We start from the raw sequence: 19,759 nt of genomic DNA on the forward strand, positions 1-19,759 counted from the left end.
AGGGATTCGGACACGGTGACGGCTCCCCCTGGTACTCGGTACCGGTGCTAGTGCTGGTGCGTGGTGGTCTTGGTGCCGAGGCACAGCCCGGCGAGGCTGCTCTGCAGCAGGGTGTGGACGAACAGGAGCTCGCACCCGCCCGGCCCGGCCGCGCCGATCCGGTGCGGGGTCAGCGAGTCGAAGTGCGCGCTGTCCCCCGGCTCCAGCAGGTGCTCGGCCTCCCCCAGGTGCAGCCGCAGCCGCCCGCTGAGCACGTACAGCCACTCCTCCCCGGGGTGTACGCGGACCAGCTCGCCCTGGCTGCGCCCGTGGGGGACGTGCACGCGCAGCGCCTGCATCCCCCGCCCCGAGCCACCGGCCTGCCAGTACGTCCACCCGTCGGCCTCGCGGGCCCCCGGCCCGCCGGCCCGTACGATGGGATCGGCAACGGCCGGGGTCTCCCCCAGCAACTCGGAGACGGTCGTACCGTAGGTGCGGGCGAGCCCCAGCAGCAGCGGCAGCGAGGGCTGGCGCCGGCCGGTCTCCAGCCGGGACAGGTGCGCGGGCGAGAGCCTGGCCCGCGCGGCGGCGGCCTCCAGGGTGAGCCCGGCGCGCCGGCGCAGTTCGCGCAGTTGCGGGGCGACCGCGGGCAGCTCGTCGGCGAGGTCCTCCTCGGGGCCTGCGGGACCGGTGCCGTCTGGTTCCTGGGAACGGGGCGTCATACCCCCGATTGAGCCAGAATCTTGCCTTCCTGGCAATCTCTCTTGCCTCTGGGGCAAAAACGCCCCGGGCCGGGCTCCCTCAGCCGTCCCTGCGGCCCTGTTCCAGCACCGTCTCCACGGTATCGGCCTCCTCCGCCGGCTTGTCCGGGCGGTGCCGCAGGACCCGGGCGAAGCGCAGGGCGACCCCGGCCGGGTAGCGCGCGGAGCGCTGGAGTCCGTCGTAGGCGACCTCCACCACCAGCTCGGGCCTGACCCGCACGGTGAAGCCGTCGTCCGCCTCCGCCAGCTCGCCCAGCCGCCCGGTCTGCCAGCGCAGCATCTCGTCCGTCAGCCCCTTGAAGGTCTTGCCGAGCATGGCGTGGCCGCCGTCCCCGGTCCGCGCGCCCAGATGCAGGTTCGACAGCAGTCCGGTGCGGCGGCCGTGGCCCCATTCGGCGGCGAGCACCACCAGGTCGAGGGTGTGGACCGGTTTCACCTTGAGCCACTGCTTCCCGCGCCGGCCCGCCGCGTACGGGGAGCCGAGGGCCTTCACCACGACCCCCTCGTGGCCCCGGCGCAGGGTCTGCGTCCAGAACTCCCCGGCCGCCCCCGCCCCCGCCCCGGCTTCCTCCACCACCAGCCGCCTGACCCGGGCCGACTGGGGGACCAGGGCGGCCAGCGCCGCGTACCGCTCGCTGACCGGCAGGTCCAGCAGGACCTCGTCGCCGAGGGCCAGCACGTCGAAGAAGTACGCGGTCACCGGCAGGGCCGCACGCGCCGCCGCCACGTCGGCCCGGGAGCCGACCCGGCCCGCGATCTCCTGGAAGGGCACCGGGCGCCCGTCGGGCCCCTGCCCGATGACCTCCCCGTCGAGGACGAACCGCTCGCCGGGCAGGCTCCGGGCCAGTTCGGCCACCTCCGGCAGCCGGCCGGTGATCTCGTCGAGGGAGCGGGTGTGGATCCGCACCTCGTCCCCGTCCCGGTGCACCTGCACGCGGATCCCGTCGAGCTTCTCCTCCACCGCGCAGGGGGCGAGCGCCGCCAGGGCCTCGTCCAGGGACCGCGCGGTCCCGGCCAGCATGGGCTGGACGGGCTGCCCGACGCGCAGGGTCACCCCGCGCAGCGCTTCGGCGCCCCGGGCCAGTACGTCCGCCGCCGTGCGGGGCAGCGAGCCGTCCAGCATCACGGCGCGGCGCAGGTCGGCGGCCGGCACCCCGGCGGCCCTGGCCACCCCTTCCAGGGCCACGGCGTCCAGCGCGCCCTGGCGCACCTCCCCCGACAGCAGGGCGCGCAGGAAGCGCTGTTCCTCCCCGGTGGCGGCGCCCAGCAGCTCCGCGACGATCCGGCGGCGCTCGGCCTGCGCCCCCGGCCCCGCCACGGCGGCCAGCCGGGCCGCGGCGGCGTCGACGGCCGTCACGGTGAGCGCGGGCTCGGCCGCGGGGGCGGTGTCCTGGGCCAGGGTGCGCCAGCCCACTCCGGTGCGGCCCTGCGGGAGCCGCCCGGAGAGGTAGGCGCTGACCAGGGCGGCCTCCTCGGCGGGGGCGGCCGCGAACAGCTCCGCCAGCAGGGCGGTCTTCCGGGACCGGGCGGAGGTCTCGGCGACCTCCCGGGACACGCGCGCGACCTCGGCCAGCAGCATGCCGTCCATCCTCCCGCCGACCGCGCCCCGGCGCAGGCCGGGGCCGCCGCGGGCCGCAGCCGCCGGGGTCCCGGGGCCCGGCCTACTGCGGCTGCGGTACGCCCGTCCGCGCGGGTACTCCTGGAGAAGGGGCGGGGCTCCCCCTGAGGGAGCTCGGGGAAGGCGATCACGGGCTTTAGGGTGCCCATATGAAGCTACGACTGCCCCGGCGGCCCCGGGACCGCCTGCTCGCCGGCGCCGCCGCCCTCGCGGTCCTGGCGGGCGTCGGCTCCTGGACGGCGGCCGCCGCGTCCGGGGAGGAGCCGGCCGTGCGGCGCGAGGACCGGTTCGTGCAGGTGCCCGGGCTGGACGCCCCGGCGCCGGGCGCGCCCGGCGCCGGGATCGACACCTCCTTCTTCACCGCCGGCGATCCCGCGGTGCGGCGGCCGGCCGTGCTCCTCGGACACGGGTTCGGCGGGAGCAAGGACGACGTCCGGGCCCAGGCCGAGCGCCTCGCGCGGGACGGCTACGCCGTGCTGACCTGGTCGGCGCGCGGGTTCGGCCGCTCCGGCGGGAAGATCGGGCTGAACGACCCCGAGCACGAGGTCAAGGACGTCTCCGCGCTCGTCGACGCGCTGGCCCGGCGGCCCGAGGTCCGGCTCGACGCGGACGGCGATCCGCGCGTGGGCGTGGCCGGGGCCTCGTACGGCGGGGCCGTGGCCCTGCTGGCCGCCGGGTACGACCGCCGGGTGGACGCGATCGCCCCGCAGATCACCTATTGGAACCTCGCGGACTCCCTCTTCCCCCAGGGCGTGTTCAAGAAGCTCTGGGCCGGGATCTTCTTCACCACCGGCGCGGCGGGCGGCCTCCAGCAGGCGCAGCCGACCGCGGCCGCCGGTGCCCCGGGGTCCCCGGGCGCGCCCGGCTGCGGACGGTTCGATCCGCAGCTGTGCGCGATGTACGAGCGGGTCGCGGTGACCGGGAAGCCCGACGCCGAGGCGCGCGAGCTGCTGGAGCGGCGCAGCCCCTCGGCCGTGGCCGGCCGGATCAAGGTGCCCGCGCTCATCGTGCAGGGCCAGGAGGACTCCCTCTTCCCGCTGGACCAGGCCGACGCCATGGCGGGGGCCATCGCCGCGAACGGGGCTCCGGTCGCCGTGGACTGGGCGGCCGGCGGGCACGACGGCGGCATGCGCGAGGCGGACCGGGTCGAGGCCCGGGTGGCGGCCTGGTTCGACCGCTACCTGAAGGACGACGCCTCGGCGGACACCGGCCCGGCGTTCCGGGTGTCGCGCTCCGGCGGGTTCGACTCCACCGACGGGCGGCTCACCCTGCGCGGCGCGACCGGGGAGCGCTACCCGGGGCTGGCCTCCTCGCCGCGCGGCTTCGCCCTCTCGGGGCGGGAGCAGACCTTCGCCAACCCGGCGGGCGGGGCGCCGCCGGCGCTGTCCGCGCTGCCCGGGGTCGGCGGGCAGCTGGCCGCCCTCGGGACCGGGCTCTCGCTGGACTTCCCCGGGCAGAACGCCCGCTTCGAGTCGGAGCCGCTGGCCGAGGCGGTGCGGATCACCGGGGCGCCGACCGTCACCCTGAAGGTGAGGTCGACGGCTGCCGACGGCGCGGCCGTGCTGTTCGGCAAGGTGTACGACGTGGGGCCGGACGGGCGGCAGCAGGTGCTGCCGTCCCAGCTGGTGGCGCCCGTACGGGTGGAGGACGCCGGCCAGGGCCGGAGCGTGGAGCTGCGGCTCCCGGCGATCGACCACGCCGTCCAGGCCGGGCACCGGCTGCGGCTGGTGGTCGCCGCCACCGACCTCGGCTACGCCTCCCCGGCCGCTCCGGCCGCCTACTCCGTCTCCGCGGAGGGCCCGCTGCGGGTGCCCGTCGCGGACGGGGTGCGGACGGCCGCCGCCGGGCTGCCCGCCTGGACCTGGGGGCTGCCGCTGGGCGCGCTGGCGCTGGCCGCGGGGCTGCTCGGGATCCGGCGGACCGGCGGGGGCCGCGCGGGGACCCCGGGACGGGAACCGCAGCCCGAACCCGCACTGGCCGACGTACCACTGGACATCACCGGGCTGACGAAGCGGTACGCGAAGGCGCGGGACCGCTACGCCGTGCGGGACCTGTCCTTCCGGGTGGAGAAGGGCCAGGTGCTGGGCCTGCTCGGGCCCAACGGCGCGGGCAAGACCACGACGCTGCGGATGCTGATGGGCCTGATCACGCCGGACGCCGGGGAGATCCGGGTGTTCGGGCACCCGATCCGGCCCGGCGCCCCGGTGCTGTCGCGGGTCGGGGCGTTCGTGGAGGGCGCGGGCTTCCTCCCGCACCTGACGGGCCGCACCAACCTGGAGCTGTACTGGCGGGCCACGGGCCGTCCCGCCGAGGACGCGCACCTGGCGGAGGCCCTGGAGATCGCCGGACTCGGCGACGCCCTGGACCGGGCGGTGCGCACGTACTCGCAGGGCATGCGGCAGCGGCTGGCGATCGCGCAGGCGATGCTCGGGATGCCGGACCTGCTGATCCTCGACGAGCCGACGAACGGCCTGGACCCGCCGCAGATCCGGGAGATGCGGGACGTGATGATCCGCTACGCGGCCGGCGGCCGGACGGTCATCGTCTCCAGCCACCTGCTGTCGGAGGTGGAGCAGTCCTGCACCCACCTGGTGGTCATGGACCGCGGCCGGCTCGTACGGGCCGGCGAGGTCGCAGAGATCACCGGAGGCGGGGACACCCTGCTGGTGACCCTGGCGGAGCCGGTGGACGGGGCGGCCGTGGCGAAGGTCGGCGCGCTGGAGGGGGTGGCCTCGGCGGTGCGCTGCGAGGAGGGCCTGCTCGTCCGGCTCGACGGCGGGTCGCCCGCGGCCCTGATCGCCGAACTCGTACGGCTGGAGCTGCCGGTGGCGGCGGTGGGGCCGCACCGGCGGCTGGAGGACGCGTTCCTCACCCTGATCGGAGGTACGGCATGAGCGCCGTGGAGGAGGCCCGGGTACGGGAGTCCGGCGCGGGAGGTTCCGGGGGGCGGGAGACCGCGCCCGGCTACCGGGCGGGGCGGACGCTGCCGCTGCGCGTGGAGGCGCTGCGGCAGTGGCGCCGGCGGCGGACGCTGGTGATGGGCGGGGTGCTGGCCGCACTGCCCTTCGTGATGATCATCGCGTTCGCGGTGGGCGGCGGCCCGGACGACGGGCGCGGTGGCGGCGGCAACGGCAGCGGCCGGATCAGCATGATCGACACGGCGACGGCCTCCGGTGCGAACTTCGCCGTGACCTGCCTGTTCGTGTCGGCCGGGTTCCTGCTGGTGGTGCCGGTGGCCCTGTTCTGCGGGGACACGGTGGCCTCGGAGGCCAGCTGGTCCTCGCTGCGGTACCTGCTGGCCTCGCCGGTGCCGAGGGCCCGGCTGCTGTGGAGCAAGCTGATGGTGGCGCTGGGGTTCAGCCTGGCGGCGATCGTGCTGCTGCCGGTGGTGGCCCTGGCGGCGGGTACGGCCGCGTACGGCTGGGGGCCGCTGCGGCTCCCGACGGGCGGGGCGCTGCCCGCCGCGGACTCGCTGCCGAGGCTGGCGCTGGCCGTGGCGTTCGTGTTCGTGTCGCAGCTGGTGACGGCCGGGCTGGCGTTCTGGCTGTCGACGCGGACGGACGCGCCGCTCGGCGCGGTGGGCGGGGCGGTGGGCCTCACCATCGTGGGGAACGTCCTCGACGCGGTGACGGCCCTCGGGTCGTGGCGCGAGTTCCTGCCCGCGCACTGGCAGTTCGCCTGGGCGGACGCCCTGCAGCCGCAGCTGGAGTGGGGCGGGATGGTCAAGGGCGTGGTGGTGTCGGTGTCGTACGCCGTGGTGCTGTTCGCGCTGGCGTTCCGGGGGTTCTCCCGCAAGGACATCACGTCCTGACGGGAGCATCCCCCGGTCCGGTCGCGCGCCCGACCCCCGGTCCGGCCGCGGGCCCGCGCGGTGACGCGCGGGCCCGCGGTCTGCGTATGGGTCCGTACGGCCTGCGCGGGGGCCCGCACCGCCTACGCGTGGGCCCGCGCGACCTCGTCGATCTCGGCCAGCAGCTCCGCGTCCAGGGGGCGGTCGCCCGCGGCCGCGTTGGCGCGCACCTGCTCGGGCGAGGTGGCGCCGGCGATCACGGAGGAGCAGCCGGGCCGGGCGGAGAGCCAGCCGATGGCGAGTTCCAGGACGCTGCGGCCGTGCTTGTCGGCGATCGCGGCCAGGGCCTCGACGGTGTCGAGGCGCTCTTCGGTGAGGTAGGTGTCGCGGCCTTCGAGGCGGGAGCCGGCCGGGACGGGCGCGCCGCGGCGGATCTTGCCGGTGAGCAGGCCGTTGGCCAGCGGGAAGTACGGGAGGACGCCGAGGCCGTAGTGCCGGGCGGCGGGGACCAGTTCGCGTTCCGCGGAGCGCTGGAGCAGCGACCACTCGTTCTGCGCGGAGACGAAGGGCACGGCGCCCGTCTCGCGGGCCACGTGGGCGGCCTCGGCGAGCTGCCAGCCGCTGAAGTTGGAGTGCCCGATGTAGCGGATCTTGCCCTCGGCGACGAGTTCGGCGAGGGCCGCGAGGGTTTCGGCGACGGGGGTGTCCGGGTCGGGGCTGTGCAGCTGGTAGAGGTCGATGTGGTCGGTGTCCAGGCGGCGCAGGGACTCCTCGACGGCGCGCCGGACGTAGGCGCGGCCGCCGCGGGACCCGGCGGCGGGACCGTATCCCATGTCGACGCCGTCGTAGCCGAACTTGGTCGCCAGGACGACCTGGTCGCGGCGGCCCTTGAGGGCCTGGCCGAGGTGGGTCTCGGAGCCGCCCTGGCCGCCGTAGATGTCGGCGGTGTCGAGGAGGGTGATCCCGGAGTCGAGGGCGGCGTCGACGACGTCGCGGGTGGCCCGGGCGTCGAGGCGGCCGCCGAAGTTGTTGCAGCCGAGGCCCACGGCGGAGACCTTCAGCCCTGAGGTGCCCAGGTGGAGATAGCGCATGCGGGGTGTTCCTCCGTACTCGTGCGGTGGGTGCGGCTCGCTCCGGTCCGTCCGGACCCGTCCGGTTCCAGCCCGTTCCCTCCGGTGCCGTCCGGTTCCGTCCGGTGCGCGGCCGGCCAAGTCGCAGTGTAGGCAGACCGGTTGGTCTGCCGCACCGGGCGGCCGCGCGCGCGGCGTGAACAGTGTGTGTCGGCGGCGGGCCGGGCGGCGCCGGGATGGCGCGAAAGGGGTGGACCGTACCGGGACGGGATGCCTAGGATCAAGGCGACGGCATCGCGTGTCGGTCACCGACCGGGTGAGGCATGGAGGTGCCGTGACTGCCTTTCGGAGGCATTCACCCATGTCGGTCCAGCTGAACCACACGATCGTCCACTGCCTTGACAACAAGGTGTCCGCCGCGTTCCTCGCGGACGTCCTCGGCCTCGAAGTCGGCCCGGAATGGGGCCCGTTCGTCCCCGTGTCCACTGCCAACGGCGTGACCCTGGACTTCGCGACCGTCCCGGCCGAGTCGATCACGCCGCAGCACTACGCGTTCCTGATCTCGGAGGAGGAGTTCGACTCCGCCTTCGAGAAGATCCGGGCCTCGGGGGCCGAGTACTTCGCCGACCCGCACCGCAAGCACCCGGGCGAGATCAACCACAACGACGGCGGCCGCGGGGTGTACTTCATGGACCCCGCCGGGCACGCGATGGAGATCATCACCCGCCCGTACGGCGGATAGCGCGGAACCGGTGCGCGCCCCCGACCCCCGTGACGGGGGCGTGCACCGGTGCCCGGCCGACCGGGCCGGGGGGCGGCCTCAGAGGCCGCGGGCGGTGATGTCGCCGTGGGCGGTGGTGGCGCGGACGTTCAGCGCGGCGTCGGCGCCGGCCGTGTTGTTCAGCGAGTTGTCGATCCGGCCGTAGCCCGTGCCCGCGTCGAGGGAGGCGGAGACCCCGGGCGCGGCGGCGACCGTGATGTCCCCGTGCCCGGTGCTCAGTACGACCGTGCCGCCTACGGCCTCGCCGACGCGGAGGTCGCCCTTCTCGGTGCGGATCTCCGCCGGACCGCCCAGGCGGGCGACCGAGACGCTGCCGGACTGGAGGACGAGGCGGGCGCCGCCGGTCTCGTCGAGCTCCACCGCGGCGCGCGCGCCCTCGAAGGCCACGTGGCCGAGACGGCCGGCGGTCCGCAGCTCCGCGTCGGCGGCCTTCGCCTCGACGCGGGACCCGGCGGGCAGGTGGACGGTCACGTCGAGCCGTCCGGAGGAGCCGAGGAGCCGGTTGTTCGCGGCGGGGGCCGCGACGCGCAGGACGCCTTCCCCGTAGGCGACTTCGGTCTCCTGCGCGGCCTTGACGTCGCGGCTGCTGGTGGCGTCGGCGGGCAGCACCTCGACCGTGGTGTCGGTCCGGTCGGCGGCGACGAGCCGGATCCGGGCCGCGGGAACGTCCAGGACCGCCGAGACCGGATCCGGCGTGTCGAACTTCTGCATCGTGCTCTCCCCATTCGTCGTCTTCCGGACCGGCGGCGGCGCGCCGGAACGTTCAGCACGCTATCCGCGTACCGGCCGCCCGGTGAGGGCCGTGCGCGCCAGGTGGGGGACCATCCGTGCCACCGGGGACCGCCCGTGCCACCGGGGGGACTTCCGGCGCCGTGTCGGGGTCATCTCACGCCGCACCTTCGCAGTGATCTTGTGCGGCGATCTCGTCTATGCTCGGCGCCCGTGGTCTCACACGCGCATCAGGGGACGACCTCCTCGGCCCTCGCCCGTCTCAACGTCAACGCCGCGCGCCGGCTCGGCATACCCGGCAGCGGGTACGCGCACCTGCTCGGCGTGGCGCCGGAGCACCTGCACGACGACCTGTGCCGGCCGCCGACGCTGACGAGCATCCGGATCGCGGAGCTGATGACCGTCCACGCGCCCTGGCCCGAAGTGGCGCTGTTGATGGCGCAGGAGTCGGAGGTCGGCTCCCTCGGCGTCTGGGACTACCTGATCACCTGTGCGCCGACTCCGCTGGAGGGGGTCCGGGACGCGGCCGCGTACCTGGCCTCCGTGCTCGACACCGGCTCGGACGGCCTGCGGGTCGCCGAGGAGGACGGGCACGTCCGCGTCAGCCACCTCAACGGGGCCGACCTGACCCACGAGGCGGCGTCCGCCGTCCGCGCCTGCGCGCTCGGCCTGATCCAGCGGCGGCTGGGCCATGCCGCCCGGCGCGCCCTGGTCCCCACCCGGGTCTCCCTGGCCACCGAGGCCCCTGCGGACCACGGCCCCCTGGTCGAGCTGTACGGGACGCGTGCCGTCGACTTCGAGGCACCGGTCAGCTCGATCACCTTCCGCGCCGCCGACCTGAAGGAGCCCGCGCCGCACGCCCAGCCGGGCCTGTCGGTGGTGCTGCGCAGGCACGCCGAGCAGTCGCTCGCCTCGTCGGTGCCGCTCCGCGGCTGGCTGGACCTCTTCCGCGCCGCCCTGGAATCGGCGGCCGGGACCGGCCCGCCCGCTCTGCCCGGGGTGGCGCTGCGCATGAACATCAGCGCCCGGACCCTGCAACGGCGCCTGGAGGAGCACGGCACGACGTGGAGCCGTGAGGTCGAGGAACTCCGCCGGACCCGCATCACCGGCCTCCTCCACGACACCGACCTCAGCGTCGACGCGATCGCCGCACGCACCGGGTACGCCGACGCCCGCGCCCTGCGCCGCGCCGTGCGGCGCTGGTACGGGCAGACGCCGGCCACCCTGCGGGGCGGACGTCACCCGGCGGGTTCCGGCAGGTAGACGATGTTCGGGGCGCCCGTGGTCGGGTGGACGCCGATGCGGGTGCGGACCCCGTAGACCTCCGCGAGCAGTTCCTCGTGCAGCACCTCGCCCGGCGTGCCCGCGGCGACGACCCGGCCCGCCGACAGGACGTACAGCCGGTCGCAGAAGGAGGCCGCGAGGTTGAGGTCGTGCAGCACCAGGAGGGCGGTCGCGGTCAGGCCGCGGACCAGGCCGAGCACCTCCAGCTGGTAGCGGATGTCGAGGTGGTTCGTCGGCTCGTCCAGGGCCAGCAGGCCCGGTTCCTGCACGAGGGCGCGGGCGACGAGGGCGCGCTGGCGCTCGCCGCCGGAGAGTTCCTCGAAGCGCCGGTCCGCGTAGCCGGCCGCGCCGACCCGCTCCAGCGCCCCGGCCACCTGCCGCCGGTCCTCCGGGCCGTCCTGCTCCCAGAAGCGCTTGTGCGGGCTGCGGCCCATGGCGACGACCTCGCGGACGGTCAGCCCGAAGGTGCCGGCGGCGTCCTGCGGGACCACCGCCACCCGCCGGGCGCGGTCCTTGGCGCCCAGCGCCCCGGCGTCGGCGCCGTCGAGCAGCACCCGGCCGGCGGTGGGCCGCAGGGTGCCGTAGACGCAGCGGAGCAGGGTGGTCTTGCCGCTGCCGTTGGGCCCGACCACGCCGACCGTCTCGCCGGGGCGGGCGGTGAGGTCGACCCCGTGCAGCAGGGTGTGCCCGTCCACCTCGTAACGCAGGGCCTCGACGGCGAGTTCCGCCGGTCCGCGCGTCATCCGGCCACCCCCTCGGTCCGGCTGGTCCGGCGCAGCATCCACAGGAAGAACGGCCCGCCCACCAGGGCGGTGACCACCCCCACCGGGACCTCCTCGGGAGCCGCCGCCGTACGGGCGACCAGGTCGGCCAGGACCAGGAAGACGGCCCCGGCGAGCGCGGTGACGGGCAGCAGCGCGCGGTGGCCGGCGCCGACGACCGTCCGGGCGGCGTGCGGGACCATCAGCCCGACGAAGCCGATGGCGCCGCTGTAGGCGACGAGCACCCCGATGACGAGGGAGGTGAGCACGAACACGGCGGCCCGGAAGCGGCCGGTGTCCAGACCGAGGGTGCGGGCGCCCTCCTCCCCCGCGAGCAGCAGGTCCAGCGGGCGGGCCAGGGCCGTGAGCAGGGCGGTGCCGGCGAGCAGCGCGACGGCCGGCAGGGCGAGTTCGTCCCAGCGGGCCCCGCCGAGGCCGCCCAGGGTCCAGCGGAGCACGGTGCCTATTTGGTTGGGGTGCGCGGACAGCACGAGCACCAGGCTGGTCAGCGCCGACAGGATGTACTGCACGGCGACGCCGGCCAGGACCAGCCGGCCGGTGGTCATGGTGCCGCCGCGCCGGGCCATGGCGTAGACGGCGACGAGGGCCGCCATGGACCCGGCGAAGGCGGCGGCCGGCAGCCCGGCCCCGCCCGCGAGCCCGGCGACGCCCGCGCCGCCGAACACGATGACCAGGACCGCCCCCGCCGAGGCCCCGGAGGAGGCCCCGAGCAGGAAGGGGTCGGCGAGCGGGTTGCGCACGAGGGCCTGGAGCACGGTGCCGGTCACGGCCAGCCCGGCCCCGACGACGGCCCCGAGCAGGACCCTGGGCATCCGCACGTCCCACACGATGGAGGCGAAGGCCCCGCGCGCGCCGGGGCCGCCGAGGACGATGTCGAGGACCTGGCCGGGCGGGATCCGTACGGGTCCCAGGGCCAGGCCCGCCACCGCGGAGACGGCGAGCGCGGCGGCGAGCAGCACCAGCGTCAGGCCCCGCCTCACGGGGCCTCGGGGTGCAGCTGCCGGCCCAGGGACTCGACGGCGTCGGCGACGCGCACGCCGAGCACGGCGGAGGACAGCGGGAGCACCACGAAGCGCCGGTTCTTGACGGCGGGAACCTCCGCCAGCGCCGGGTCGTTCAACAGGCGCTGCTTCTTGGCCTCCACGGTGGTGCCGCCGTAGTCGTAGATGAGGACGACCTCGGGTGCGCGCTCGATGACCTTCTCCCACGGCACGTCGCCGAAGGTGTCCTTGAGGTCGGCGAACACGTTGGTGCCCCCGGCGAGGGAGACGATCTCGTTGCCGATGCCGTTGCCGCCCGAGGTGAAGGCGGAGGCCTCGCCGGAGTCGTAGACGAAGACGGACGGCCGGGGCCGGTCCTTCACCCGTGCGGTGACGGCGTCGACGCGCTGCTGCTCCTCGCGGACGAGGGCCTCGCCGCGCTCGGACACGCCGAAGGTCCGGGCGACCTCGGTGATCTCGGTCTTCAGCTGTGCGAGCCCGACGGGGCCCTGGGTGCAGTACTCGACGCTCAGCCGGGAGCCGATGCCGGACTTGGCCAGCCCTTCGCGGTCCCGGCCCTGCCCCTTGTCGAAGGCGCTGGCGTAACCGCCGTACACGAAGTCGGGGTTGGCGCCGAGGAGCACCTCCTTGGAGGGGTACTCCTTCGCCAGCACCTTGATCTTGTCGTAGGCGGGCCGGTAGGCGGGCAGTACGGAGTCGTCGAGGTAGGCGGTGCCGGCCATCCGGTCCTGGAGCCCGAGGGCCAGCATGATCTCGGTGGCGTGCTGGTTCATGGTGACGGCGCGCGCGGGCGGCGCCTGGTAGGTGCTGGTGACACCGCAGTTGGTGACGGTGTACGGGAACCCGGGCGCGGCCTGCGCCCCGGGTGCGGGCCGCTCGGCCCCGGACGGCCCGCCGCAGGCGGCGAGCGGCAGCACGAGGGCGAGCGGCAGGAAGGAGCGCACGGCGGCGCGGACACGCGACATGGTGGGGCCTCTCCGGGGGATCCTCGTCCCCGGTCGAAGTGAGAGGCGGTGCGTCAGTGTCTGACTCCCGGCCCCCGCACGCACGCGCGCGGCGACCGGTCACAGTGGCGGGACCGCACCGGATTCACACCGGTTTCCTGTCCTGCACCGCCGGGACAACCCGGCCAAGTCTGCCAGACCCGTTCTTAGCGCCCGGAAGGGGCACCTCCGGACGCCCTGTCAGGCCGTCAGCGTCGGCATCGCCGGAATCCACCGGGCGAGGCGTCCGCCCGGCTCGGCCGTGAAGTGCTCCGCGCCCCCGACCTCCCACCAGGACCGCAGGGCGGTCGTCCGCACGGTCTCGCCGGACCGCTTGTCGGTGTACTCGACGGCCCGCTCCCCGCTCGCCCGCACGGCCGTCTGGCCGCGCTTGCAGGCGGCCGGGTAGTCGTTCCAGTTCACCTCCGCCTCCGCCCACAGCAGTTCCTGCATGGCGCCGGTCGACATGCGGTGCAGCCGCTTGTGGGAGAAGTGCGCCTGGGCCGCCATCGAGATCGAGTTCCGCACGGCGTCGCGCTGCCGCCACACGAAGTAGTTGGCGACCTCGACGGGGTCGGACAGGGTGAACACCCGCGCGTCGAACAGCGCCCGCCGGCCCGGCCGGCGCTCGTTGAGGACCGCGGTGGCCAACGAGGCAGACACCGACAGCTGTTTGGCGACGACCCCGCCGAACCAGGGCTCGCAGGCCTGGCTCGCGAAGTCGGTGAGCAGCAGGCTGATCTCGTCGGACTGGTGGTAGGCGAAGGCCGTACCGCTGACCTCGGCACAGAGCGCCTCGGTGACGGCGGCCATGTCCTCCACGAAGGCCATGTCGAACGGCTTGTCCGCGTCGCGCAGGTAGGTGTGGAAGGCGCGGCCGTCGAGGCGCAGGATCGTATAGGTGCGCCGGGGCAGCACGGCCCGGTGCGCAGCCTCGTACCGCTTCATGCGGTCGCCCAGTGCGGTCGTGTCACTCATGCCCCAGGTTAACGGGCCGCCGCGCGCCGCCGCCCGCCAATATCCCCCGGGCCCACCCCACCCGCCTCGCCCTACGGCCACACCTCGCCGCCATCGGCCCAGGTCCAGAGCCAGCTTCGCAGTGACGACGACGCGTGCCGCAGTCCGTCGTGCGGGCCTTCGCCCCCTGTGCGATCCCAGCCGTCGGCGTCGTACAGGAGCACGGGGTTGCCGACCGCGGCCAACGAGAGGTGCCACTCCATCGTGCAGCCGCCGTACGCGAGGTGCAGCCACGACGCCGGCACCCCCCGGGACCGGTTCCGCTCGTGGAGGGCGACCGCGCACGGCCAGTCGCGGAGGTACCCGGGAGGACGGTTGCCCTCGGCCAGGGAGGCGAGCCCGCTGCCGGGGCCGAACCCACCGTCGGCGACCTCGGTGTAGACGCGCCGCAGCAGTCCGGGGAGGGGGCGCCCGATCCGCCGCTCCGCCCTCTCCACCTCGGCCGGACCGACCGGCGGGAACAGCGGCTCCCGCGGGGCGTCGGCGTAGTAGCCGGCCACCAACTCGGACCCCGCCTCCACTCGGACCGTTCCGTTGCTCGCGTACGACACGATGTCGTCCCGGTCCGGGTCCAGCCGCTCGCTGCCGTACCGCTCGGCGATCCACGCGACGGGCACGTCCGCCTCGTCGAACCGCCGGCCCGGGTCCCACGCCCGCGCCCGAAGCTTCTCGATCAGCAGGTCGTCGTCGGGGTAGCTCATGTGCCGGAAGCCTAACCGCGCGCCCGCACGGGCCGAGAACTCCCCCGAACCGACCGCCGCCTACCGGGGATCGTCGGTGTACCAGGGATGGTCGAAGAGGCCGGGCCGGACACCCCATGAGGCGAGCACCGCACTCAGCCCAGACTCGTCCGCGGCATCGGCGGACCTGATGAGGGCTGCGCCGATGTCGTAGTCGAAGCCCTCGATGAGCTGGCGATCGTACTCCCAGTGCTCGAGCCGGAAGCCACGGTCAACAGCGCTGCGCGCCCATCCCTCGTCCCGTGCCCGTACATCGAGGCCACTCTCCTCGGGGCGGATGTCCACGAACGCACGGCGATCCGGCTGTGATGCCGGGACCTCCGCCACCAGCCTCCTGCCGAGCCGGAGCGCGGTCAGCTTGTCCGTCGGCCAGCCCGCTCCGTCATCCATGGGACCTCATTCTGCACAGACGGGGCGGGTACGGGCGACATGGGAGCGGGCGGCCACGACGAAGCCGGCACCTGGGCCGGCGAAGGCCGGGCCGCCGAACGCGACCCTCCACGTGACCCCCGACGCGGTGGTCATCACCTCCGCCCCGCGGACCATCCGGCTTCCCCCGCGCGGGGGACCAGGCAGCAGTGCGGTCCGCCGGGCGTCGTCGTGGTGACGAGCAGGGCACCTGACCGTGATCTACTTCTGGTCATGGTGCCGCCCGACGAAATGCCGAGGTCATGACCCAGCACTGCTGCGAGGCGATGGACAGCCGAGTGAACCTGCGCTGCGAACAGCACGACGACCCCTTCGCCTGCCCGGACGCGCTGATCGGCTTCAACGCCAAGTTCCAGGAGTACGGGCTGCTGGTCCACGACGGCGGCACGTCGAGCATCACGATCGACTTCTGCCCCTGGTGCGGACGGCGTCTCCCCGAGTCTCAGCGGGACCGCTGGTTCGACGAGCTGGAGCGCCTCGGGATCGATCCGTGGGAGGACGAGGTCCCCGCCGAGTTCCAGGACGACCGCTGGCTCACCGCTCCGCACCAGCAGTAACGAACCGACAGCACCCCGGGCCGCTCCTGGAACGGCAACACGCCGACGATCGCCGGCGGCGGATGGCCCGGAGCCGGCCCCGGTCCGAGTGCTTCCTGAGGTTGTCGGTACCCGGTGACAGGATGCCGTGCCATGACAGCATTGATCACTGAGTCCTGGACCCGAATCGAGAACTGGCTGGCCGAGCACGCCCCGGCGACCTACGCCGCGTTGGCGCCGCCTGCGGACCCGGCCGACATCGTCGCAGCCGAACGCGTCATCGGACGGCCCTTCCTGAAGCCCTTGAGGATGTCCCTGTTGCGGCACGACGGTCTTGTCGGCCACGGATCCTCGCTGCTGCCAGGGTTCTACAGACCGCTGAGTGCGCGCGAGATAGCAGCCGATTGGCAAAGCTGCGCCCTCTACCACGACAAGCCCACGGTGGACGGGATGGGCGAGGTGGAGTTGGACCACGACTTCATGAGGATCGGGTCCAGCTTCCACCTGTACGGACATCCGCAGGTGATCCCCATCGCGCGGGACGTCTGCGGAGGGCACCTCGTACTGGACCACCGTCCTGAGATCGACCGGGGGCGCGTCCACAACGCTGACGCGGTGGAAGGCGTTTCGCGCCGATCGCATGAGATGTGGACCTCCCTGCCCGTGCTCATGGAGACGCTCGCCACGTCGCTCCAGACCAACCGACCCGTCGACCGCGACATGCCCGTGGTGGACGAGAACCAGAGGCTCCGCTGGGACTCCGCATCGCCGCGGAGTTGACGGACTTTGCATCGCCCATGACACGGCGGCGAGCAGCCCAGGCCTGTGCGGAAGCGTCGGGAAGGGACCTGGCCTGCGGATCTCGGTCAGAGCGCGACCGGGAGCTCCTCGATCCAGCAGTCGACCGACTTCGCGGTGATCACGGCTTGGGCCTCCTCGGCGTCGGCTCTGGTCAGGAAGACGCCCGCTCCGGTGACGTCCGGTCCGTCGGGGCGGATCGTCCGTGTCATGACGACGTAGACGTGGCGGTGGCGCTCTCGTCGGATCGTGCCGCTTTCCTCAGCCGACAGTGCCTCGACGAGTTCTTGGGCCGACGCGATGTCGAGGCCGGCATCGACTCCGGAAAGAGGCCGGCTGGGCCAGACAACCGGCCTGGCGGGGTGGAAGTTGTTGAAGAAGCTCTGCTGCGTGCGGCCGAGTATTCCCTCGGTCCAGCCGACGGCCATGGCGACCACGTAGTCGGACTCGCCTTGGCTCTCCAGAACGAAGACGCGGTCGTCCCGCCCGAAGTACATGCCGGCGTGGTCGGCCTTGACCTGCTCGCTCTCGGCCTCGGTCGCACACCTGATCGCCAAGCCGCGGTATTCGGTACTGATCTTCACCACGGCGGCAGGCTTGAAGAGCAGGTCGATCGTCGTCTCCGGCTCGCCGGGTTCGTCGGGTTGCCCGATGCTCCGCATCAGGAGCTGGCTGTGGCTCGCCGTGTAGGCCAGGAGGTGGAAGCTGCGCTCGCTGCGGAAGAGCTCCTTGCCGGGGATGAACTGGCGATCACGGTTGAGCCAGGTGCTGTCCGTCATGGGCTCACGATCCGTGTCCCGCCCGCTCTGGTCAATGTGACGGTTCGACCTTGGGGAGCGGCTCTCTTGGCCTGCGACGCCGCCGGCGAAGGCGCCGTGCACGACCAGGGGAAGACAAAACGGACCTCCGGAAGAGTCTCCGGAAGTCCGTTCTTCGTGCAATGCCTGGTCAGGCATGGCAGGGGTAGCAGGATTCGAACCTACGACATCTGGTTTTGGAGACCAGCGCTCTGACCAGCTGAGCTATACCCCTTCGGTGAGGCACAGCCTGCCATGAAGCGGGCGGAAGATCCAATCCATTTCCCGCGCCGCCGGTGGCGGGAGCCGGGTGGGCGGAGGATCGTGGGCGGGGAGGGGGTGGGCCGCCGAGGTCTGGAGGAGTCGTGCGCCATCGTCCGGGGCGGCTGCTGGGGGTCCTGGTCGCGGTCCTGCTCGTCGGGGCCGGTACCGGTGGGTCCGGGGAGACCGTGTCCCTCGACGGGGACCGGCCCGGGGAGCGGCTCGACGTGACCCTGACGCGCGTCGTCGACCCCGCGGGGCGGGCGGGTGCCGAGCGGCTGGTGGCGGTGGGGCTGCGGCTGGAGAACACCGGGACGGTGCCGTACGAGGACTCCCCCGCCGCGGCGGCGCACCTGTTCGACGCCGAGGGGCGGCGGTTCGCGGGGGTGGACGCCCCGACCGATGCCGGGGAGAGCCTGCCCGGCACCGTGCGCCTGGCGCCCGGCGGTTCGGCCTCCGGGTTCGTCACGTTCCGGGTGCCCGAGGGGGCCCGCCTGGCCGCCGTGCAGTTCGCGCTGGAGGCGGGACTGGGGGACGACGTGGGCCACTGGAGCCTTCCCTGAGCTCTGCGGCCAGGGGGCGGGAATCAGCCGGAAGTTCCCGCGACGCGTGTAGTGACTTAGCTGGCGTTCGCCAGTAGAACTTGTTCCCACTCCGTCGAGAGTGAGGAACGTCACATGAGTGACAGAAGCCTGAACAGCAGGGTTCCCAAGGGTGTTTCACGGCGCGGATTCATCACTGGAACTGGTTCTATTCTGGGGGCGGTGGTGCTGTCCGCCAACGTCACCCCGGCCCGTGCCGAACCGGCCACCGGCGCCACCACCGTCGCCGGACCCATCGAGTCCGGGGCCCGCATCCCGGTCCTCGTGATCGGCACCGGATACGGCGGCTCCGTCGCCGCGCTGCGGCTCGCCCAGGCCGGCGTCCCCGTGCACATGGCCGAGATGGGCATGGCCTGGGACACCCCCGGCAGCGACGGCAAGATCTTCGCCAACACCACCAGGCCCGACTACCGCTCGTACTGGCTGCGCACCAGGACCAAGGCGCCGCTCAGCAACTTCCTCGGCTTCCCCATCGACAAGGACGTCCCCCGCTACACGGGCATCCTCGATGCCGAGGAGATGGGCGGGATCATCGTCTACCAGGGCCGGGGCGTCGGCGGCGGCTCGCTCGTCAACGGCGGCATGGCCGTGACCCCCAAGCGGCAGAACTTCGCCGCGATCCTGCCCTCGGTGGACGCCGAGGAGATGTACCGGACCTACTACCCGCGGGCCAACGCCGGGCTCGGGGTGGGGCTGATCGACCCCAACTGGTTCGAGACGGTGGACTGTTACCAGTTCGCCCGGGTCGGCCGCAAGCACGCCCAGCGTTCCGGGTTCCCCTTCGTCTTCGTCCCCGACGTCTACGACTGGGACTACATGAAGCAGGAGGTGGCCGGCACCGTCCCGAAGTCCGCGGTCGACGGGGAGATCCTCTACGGCAACAACGCGGGCAAGAAGTCCCTCCAGCAGACCTATCTGGCCGCCGCCCGGGCGACCGGGAAGGTCACCATCTCGCCCCTGCACCGGGTCACCACCGTCTCCCCCTCGGACGGTGGCGGCTACTCGGTCGTCATGGAGCAGCTGGGCACCTCCGGGGAGGTCCTCGCCACGAAGACCGTGACCGCCGGCCGGGTGTTCTTCGCGGCCGGCAGCGTGGGGACGAGCAAGCTGCTGGTCCGGCTGAAGGCGACCGGGGCGCTGCCGAACCTGAACGACGAGGTGGGCAAGGGCTGGGGCGACAACGGCAACGTGATGTGCGGCCGCGCCAACCACATGTGGGACCCGACCGGGAAGGTGCAGGCCTCCATCCCCTGCGGCGGCATCGACAACTGGGACGCGGGCGGCGCCTTCGCCGAGGTGGCCCCGCTGCCGACGGGGATCGAGACGTACGCGTCGTTCTACCTCTCCATCACCAAGAACCCGAACCGGGCGCGGTTCTCGTGGAACGCGGCGGCCGGGAAGGTCGAGCTGGACTGGCAGACGGCGTGGAAGCAGCCGTCCATCGACATGGCGAAGACCATCTTCGACAAGATCAACGCCAAGGAGGGGACGATCTACCGCACCGACCTCTTCGGCACCAACAAGATCTGGGGCGACCACCTCACCTACCACCCGCTGGGCGGGGCGGTCCTGAACAAGGCCACGGACAACTACGGCCGGCTGCACGGGCACCCGGGCCTGTACGTCATCGACGGAGCGCTGATCCCCGGCAACACCAGCGTGAACCCGTTCGTGACCATCACGGCCCTCGCCGAGCGCAACATCGAGAAGATCATCGCCACGGATCTGTGAGCCGAGCGGTTCCCGGGGCCGTCCGGATCCTCCGGGCGGCCCCGGGCCGCGCCTCGGGCGCCGGGGCCTC

At 73.6% G+C, this 19,759-nt stretch carries 19 protein-coding genes, 1 tRNA gene and 1 riboswitch; of the genes, 8 read left to right on the plus strand and 12 right to left on the minus strand.

All coding sequences use genetic code 11. From position 1 onward, the window contains the following. Window positions 1-47: 47 nt before the first annotated feature. Both ACIPW5_RS01915 and ACIPW5_RS01920 read right to left on the minus strand, forming a co-directional pair. Window positions 48-701: a helix-turn-helix domain-containing protein gene (locus ACIPW5_RS01915; RefSeq protein WP_401238959.1), complete on the minus strand. Its 654-nt coding sequence runs from the start codon at window positions 699-701 to the stop codon at window positions 48-50. 79 nt (window positions 702-780) lie between these two features. Continuing rightward, window positions 781-2,319, minus strand: a complete 1,539-nt coding sequence (locus ACIPW5_RS01920) for an ATP-dependent DNA ligase (RefSeq protein ID WP_401238961.1) — start codon at window positions 2,317-2,319, stop codon at window positions 781-783. 188 nt (window positions 2,320-2,507) lie between these two features. On the opposite strand from ACIPW5_RS01920, the gene ACIPW5_RS01925 reads away from it, so the two are divergent. Continuing rightward, window positions 2,508-5,252, plus strand: coding sequence for an alpha/beta fold hydrolase (locus ACIPW5_RS01925; protein WP_401238964.1), 2,745 nt, complete (start codon window positions 2,508-2,510; stop codon window positions 5,250-5,252). After that, window positions 5,249-6,169: an ABC transporter permease gene (locus ACIPW5_RS01930; protein ID WP_401238967.1), complete on the plus strand. Its 921-nt coding sequence runs from the start codon at window positions 5,249-5,251 to the stop codon at window positions 6,167-6,169. The genes ACIPW5_RS01925 and ACIPW5_RS01930 overlap by 4 nt, the downstream gene beginning before the upstream one ends. 122 nt (window positions 6,170-6,291) lie before the next feature. Here the strand turns inward: ACIPW5_RS01930 and ACIPW5_RS01935 are convergent, their stop codons facing one another. Next, complete coding sequence (locus ACIPW5_RS01935) at window positions 6,292-7,239, minus strand: aldo/keto reductase (protein WP_401238969.1); 948 nt, start codon at window positions 7,237-7,239, stop codon at window positions 6,292-6,294. Window positions 7,240-7,579: 340 nt separating this feature from the next. Here ACIPW5_RS01935 and ACIPW5_RS01940 point away from each other — a divergent pair, with 340 nt between their 5' ends. Continuing rightward, entirely contained in the window at window positions 7,580-7,960 is a 381-nt protein-coding gene (locus tag ACIPW5_RS01940; protein ID WP_401238972.1) for a VOC family protein, read from the plus strand. Window positions 7,961-8,038: 78 nt separating this feature from the next. Here ACIPW5_RS01940 and ACIPW5_RS01945 read toward each other — a convergent pair whose 3' ends face one another. Further along, window positions 8,039-8,710: a hypothetical protein gene (locus ACIPW5_RS01945; protein ID WP_401238975.1), complete on the minus strand. Its 672-nt coding sequence runs from the start codon at window positions 8,708-8,710 to the stop codon at window positions 8,039-8,041. 231 nt (window positions 8,711-8,941) lie between these two features. Between ACIPW5_RS01945 and ACIPW5_RS01950 the strand changes: the two genes are divergently transcribed. Continuing rightward, window positions 8,942-9,991: a helix-turn-helix domain-containing protein gene (locus tag ACIPW5_RS01950; protein WP_401238978.1), complete on the plus strand. Its 1,050-nt coding sequence runs from the start codon at window positions 8,942-8,944 to the stop codon at window positions 9,989-9,991. On the opposite strand, the gene ACIPW5_RS01955 is transcribed toward ACIPW5_RS01950, so the two are convergent. The 6 genes from ACIPW5_RS01955 to ACIPW5_RS01980 all read right to left on the minus strand — a co-directional run bounded on the left by ACIPW5_RS01955 (window position 9,967) and on the right by ACIPW5_RS01980 (window position 14,925). Beyond that, complete coding sequence (locus tag ACIPW5_RS01955) at window positions 9,967-10,755, minus strand: ABC transporter ATP-binding protein (RefSeq protein ID WP_401238981.1); 789 nt, start codon at window positions 10,753-10,755, stop codon at window positions 9,967-9,969. The genes ACIPW5_RS01950 and ACIPW5_RS01955 overlap by 25 nt on opposite strands. Then, on the minus strand, window positions 10,752-11,774 hold the full coding sequence (locus tag ACIPW5_RS01960; RefSeq protein WP_401238983.1) for a FecCD family ABC transporter permease: 1,023 nt from the start codon (window positions 11,772-11,774) through the stop codon (window positions 10,752-10,754). Before ACIPW5_RS01960 ends, ACIPW5_RS01955 begins: the two co-directional genes overlap by 4 nt. After that, window positions 11,771-12,760, minus strand: coding sequence for an ABC transporter substrate-binding protein (locus tag ACIPW5_RS01965; protein WP_401238986.1), 990 nt, complete (start codon window positions 12,758-12,760; stop codon window positions 11,771-11,773). Before ACIPW5_RS01965 ends, ACIPW5_RS01960 begins: the two co-directional genes overlap by 4 nt. Before the next feature lie 54 nt (window positions 12,761-12,814). Further along, a riboswitch (cobalamin riboswitch) is annotated at window positions 12,815-12,901 on the minus strand. Window positions 12,902-12,979: 78 nt separating this feature from the next. Continuing rightward, window positions 12,980-13,756, minus strand: a complete 777-nt coding sequence (locus ACIPW5_RS01970; RefSeq protein ID WP_401238989.1) for a tRNA(His) guanylyltransferase Thg1 family protein — start codon at window positions 13,754-13,756, stop codon at window positions 12,980-12,982. A 71-nt stretch (window positions 13,757-13,827) separates the two neighbouring features. Next, window positions 13,828-14,496 carry an SMI1/KNR4 family protein gene (locus ACIPW5_RS01975; RefSeq protein WP_401238991.1) on the minus strand — a complete coding sequence of 223 codons (669 nt, stop codon included), beginning with the start codon at window positions 14,494-14,496 and terminating at the stop codon, window positions 13,828-13,830. Window positions 14,497-14,556: 60 nt separating this feature from the next. Next, complete coding sequence (locus ACIPW5_RS01980) at window positions 14,557-14,925, minus strand: hypothetical protein (RefSeq protein ID WP_401238994.1); 369 nt, start codon at window positions 14,923-14,925, stop codon at window positions 14,557-14,559. A 281-nt stretch (window positions 14,926-15,206) separates the two neighbouring features. Here ACIPW5_RS01980 and ACIPW5_RS01985 point away from each other — a divergent pair, with 281 nt between their 5' ends. Together ACIPW5_RS01985 and ACIPW5_RS01990 are read left to right on the plus strand one after the other, a co-directional pair. Further along, window positions 15,207-15,521, plus strand: a complete 315-nt coding sequence (locus ACIPW5_RS01985) for a DUF6980 family protein (protein WP_401238996.1) — start codon at window positions 15,207-15,209, stop codon at window positions 15,519-15,521. A 132-nt stretch (window positions 15,522-15,653) separates the two neighbouring features. Then, on the plus strand, window positions 15,654-16,280 hold the full coding sequence (locus ACIPW5_RS01990; RefSeq protein ID WP_401238999.1) for an SMI1/KNR4 family protein: 627 nt from the start codon (window positions 15,654-15,656) through the stop codon (window positions 16,278-16,280). An 86-nt stretch (window positions 16,281-16,366) separates the two neighbouring features. On the opposite strand, the gene ACIPW5_RS01995 is transcribed toward ACIPW5_RS01990, so the two are convergent. Then, window positions 16,367-17,077, minus strand: coding sequence for a hypothetical protein (locus tag ACIPW5_RS01995; RefSeq protein WP_401239002.1), 711 nt, complete (start codon window positions 17,075-17,077; stop codon window positions 16,367-16,369). A gap of 176 nt (window positions 17,078-17,253) precedes the next feature. Beyond that, a tRNA-Trp gene (locus ACIPW5_RS02000) sits at window positions 17,254-17,330 on the minus strand. 130 nt (window positions 17,331-17,460) lie between these two features. Between ACIPW5_RS02000 and ACIPW5_RS02005 the strand changes: the two genes are divergently transcribed. Both ACIPW5_RS02005 and ACIPW5_RS02010 read left to right on the plus strand, forming a co-directional pair. After that, on the plus strand, window positions 17,461-17,919 hold the full coding sequence (locus tag ACIPW5_RS02005) for a hypothetical protein (protein ID WP_401239004.1): 459 nt from the start codon (window positions 17,461-17,463) through the stop codon (window positions 17,917-17,919). A 114-nt stretch (window positions 17,920-18,033) separates the two neighbouring features. After that, a complete protein-coding gene (locus ACIPW5_RS02010) occupies window positions 18,034-19,689 on the plus strand; it encodes a GMC oxidoreductase (protein ID WP_401239007.1) in 1,656 nt (551 codons plus the stop codon). Window positions 19,690-19,759: the final 70 nt, after the last annotated feature.

Source organism: Streptomyces sp. NPDC090077 (assembly GCF_044747545.1).
Classification (GTDB): Bacteria; Actinomycetota; Actinomycetes; order Streptomycetales; family Streptomycetaceae; genus Streptomyces.